Annotated in this window: 4 protein-coding genes; 3 read left to right on the top strand and 1 reads right to left on the bottom strand. The window is 54.6% G+C overall.

Translation table 11 applies throughout. The annotated features are described in order from the left end of the window. Window positions 1–493: 493 nt before the first annotated feature. Window positions 494–1,264, top strand: a complete 771-nt coding sequence (locus tag PG896_RS20690; protein ID WP_201872506.1) for a substrate-binding periplasmic protein — start codon at window positions 494–496, stop codon at window positions 1,262–1,264. A 46-nt stretch (window positions 1,265–1,310) separates the two neighbouring features. Here PG896_RS20690 and PG896_RS20685 read toward each other — a convergent pair whose 3' ends face one another. After that, a complete protein-coding gene (locus PG896_RS20685; protein WP_010675895.1) occupies window positions 1,311–1,433 on the bottom strand; it encodes a hypothetical protein in 123 nt (40 codons plus the stop codon). A gap of 296 nt (window positions 1,434–1,729) precedes the next feature. On the opposite strand from PG896_RS20685, the gene yjbD reads away from it, so the two are divergent. Together yjbD and cspE are read left to right on the top strand one after the other, a co-directional pair. Then, complete coding sequence (gene yjbD, locus PG896_RS20680) at window positions 1,730–2,014, top strand: DUF3811 domain-containing protein (RefSeq protein ID WP_042879473.1); 285 nt, start codon at window positions 1,730–1,732, stop codon at window positions 2,012–2,014. A 392-nt stretch (window positions 2,015–2,406) separates the two neighbouring features. Then, on the top strand, window positions 2,407–2,616 hold the full coding sequence (gene cspE, locus PG896_RS20675; RefSeq protein ID WP_010675897.1) for a transcription antiterminator/RNA stability regulator CspE: 210 nt from the start codon (window positions 2,407–2,409) through the stop codon (window positions 2,614–2,616). Window positions 2,617–2,771 lie beyond the last annotated feature (155 nt).

Below are 2,771 nucleotides of genomic sequence, written 5' to 3'. Positions count from 1 at the left end.
CACTCATCAGGGCAAACCCATCATTGCCTTTGATGGCAAGGTGTTACGCGGCTCCTTTCGGGGAAATGCCAAGGATGAACACAATCAAGCCAGATAGCCAGATAGCCAGTATAAATCTCGCCAATAAGGTCAATACTGAAAAGTGTCAGAAAAGACTTCTTAATCTTGGTATCTTCATGCCTATTCTTACACTAAACCACAGTTTGTCATTTAAGCAGCCAGGAACAACATGAACACATCTCACCAATCCATTGAAATTAAAGAAAAAAAACCTGATAACCTCACTCACTCACTCATCGAAAGTGATTTTTTTACATGTATTACCGTTCTGATCCCCTGCGGCAGGCCCTGATTCATCAGGGCCTTTTTTTACCTGTTTCTGACGCATTCACCTCCCCCGACGACCATGTTGCTGCCACTTTCCCCCGCTTTACGTCCCCTTCGTCCAGGCTTGTGGCTATCATCGAGACGATTTCTCCCTTCGGGAACCTGCATGAACCACTTGAGCCGTCTGCTGTGCCTCGCCCTGCTGATGTTCGGCGGCCACCTTGCTGCGGAGCCGCTGCGGGTGGGAGTCAGCTTTGCCATTCCTCCCTATGTCATCAGCCACGAAGACAGGGGCATTGAACTCGATCTCATGCGAGAGGCCTTCGCAGGCAGCCCCCATGAGCTGCAGGTCGTCTATCTTCCCCTGGAGCGCACCTTCAGGATGCTGGAGGAAGGCAAGCTGGACGCCATCATCAACGTCAAACCCGGCATGCTGGAAAGCGCCTACCTCTCACAGCCGGTGATCACCTTCCACAACCGGGTCTTCACCCTGGCGCCGACGGCAGTCCACACCATGAAGGATTTGCAGACCCTGCGAGTCAGTGCCTTCCAGCGTGCACGACAGATCCTGGGAACGACCTTCTCCGACATCGTCGACCAGAATCCCCGTTATGAAGAGGTGGCGAGGCAGGAGGGACAGGTACAGCGGCTGCTGCTCGGGCGCACCGATGCCGTGATCCTGGAACAGCGGGTGTTCTACTACTATCTGGCGCAGTTGCTCGGGGATGACCAGGAGGGCGACCGCTATCCCAAGAACAGGGTCAGACAGCACGACCTCTTCCCCCCGACTCACTACCACTTCGCCTTTCGCGAGGCGGGCCACCGGCAATGGTTCGACAGACAGCTCGCCAAGATGAAGGCGGACGGGCGCTATGAGCGGATCTTTGCCGCCTATGGCACCACCTCTACTGCCGGAGACAAAAAAGCCAGCCCATGATGGACTGGCTTGATACCGGCTCCGGGGAGCCGCAGTAGATGGAGCGTTACTTCATCGCGCTGCCGTTTTTCAGCTCTGCTTTCTGACGTTTGGCTTCGCGTTTCTCTTTCAGTGACATCTGCGGTTTTTTCTTGGCATCTTTGCCGTGATGCTGTTCTTTGTTGCTCATCATCAGACTCCAAAAAGGTTACCTGGACAGTTGGAACGGGTGTTCCAGCATGTCAGCCGAATCGTGGATTTCAGTACGCCAACAGTGACGATCGGGGATCGCACTGGCCTCAGCATACTCCCAATCTTCCGCCGGGATCCAGCCTATCGGCAGCGCCTGTCTACCAGGCGCCTCGTGGCGTGATCCCCCCCGGAAATGACGACCGGGCGACACTTTTGGCATCCGGAAACGGATGGTCAGCCTGTCCCCGATGGATGTGTGTTAGGGTGGGCATTCAACGATCGCAGGAGCGCGTCATGAAGAAGCTGGAAATGAAGGATCTGACCGAGGCCGAGAAAGCCGAGATTGCCCTGCTGGTGCAAAAGGCCCAGGCCAATGCCGATCACACCCTGACCAACGGGGAGCGCAACAAGATCCGCGAAGCAGGACGCCAGAAGATCGCCGCCGATCGCGCCCAGGCCGCCAAGGCGGCATCCGCACTGGCGCGGGAGAAAGCCAAGGAGCGAGCCAGTGCCCAAGTACTGCCCGACACCTTCAACTGGTCCGATTCCGTCAGCAACAAATACCGTGGCAGACGGTAACGGCAGCATGAATGCTCGCAGATGACGCTGCTGCAAAAAAGGGGGCTGGCAGAGCGTCATGTCATCCCCCTGAAAAGGGCAGCAGGAGGCCCCTGCCAGCTGATGCACACCCGGATAAAACCCCGATCCAGCCATCACTGACTGAAACGAATACCAAGATAAAGATTGCCATGACAGGGTGTGCGTGTTCTAATCGTTTTCGATGGTTCGGTAGTTCAGACCTGATTATGTTAGGCAGTCATCTTAAAGCAGTGATTTGTGCAGGCAGTTATCCCCGATAATTCTTGCCAGATAATTCTCCTTCTTTAGTGCTCCCCATACGTATTTCTGACGAAAAATCATGGATTGCCGCTCCGGTGGCGTTTCACTAATCACTACTCAAGGAAATTATCATGTCCAAAATGACTGGTACCGTAAAATTCTTCAACGCCGAGAAAGGCTTCGGTTTCATCTCCCCGGCTGACGGCAGCAAAGACGTGTTCGTTCACTTCTCCGCCATCCAGTCCAACGGTTTCAAAACCCTGGAAGAAGGTCAGCGCGTTGAGTTCACCATCGAGCAAGGCCAGAAAGGCCCGGCTGCTGCGAACGTCGTTCCGCAGTAATTCAAGCCGGAGCACCTTCCCCTCTTTGGGCAAGGGCCTCAGCAAGAATTGAAAAAACCCGCTTCGGCGGGTTTTTTGTGGTTCATCGCGGCTTTCCGGGGAAGGCCGCCTTGATTTTCAGAAAAAAGTATTCTGAGTCCCTAAATCCATATGCC

It is taken from the genome of Aeromonas sp. QDB30 (assembly GCF_027707645.1).
Taxonomy (GTDB): Bacteria; Pseudomonadota; Gammaproteobacteria; order Enterobacterales; family Aeromonadaceae; genus Aeromonas; species Aeromonas caviae.
Note: the sequence above shows the minus strand (reverse complement) of the source record. Positions and strands in the feature narration are given on the sequence as shown.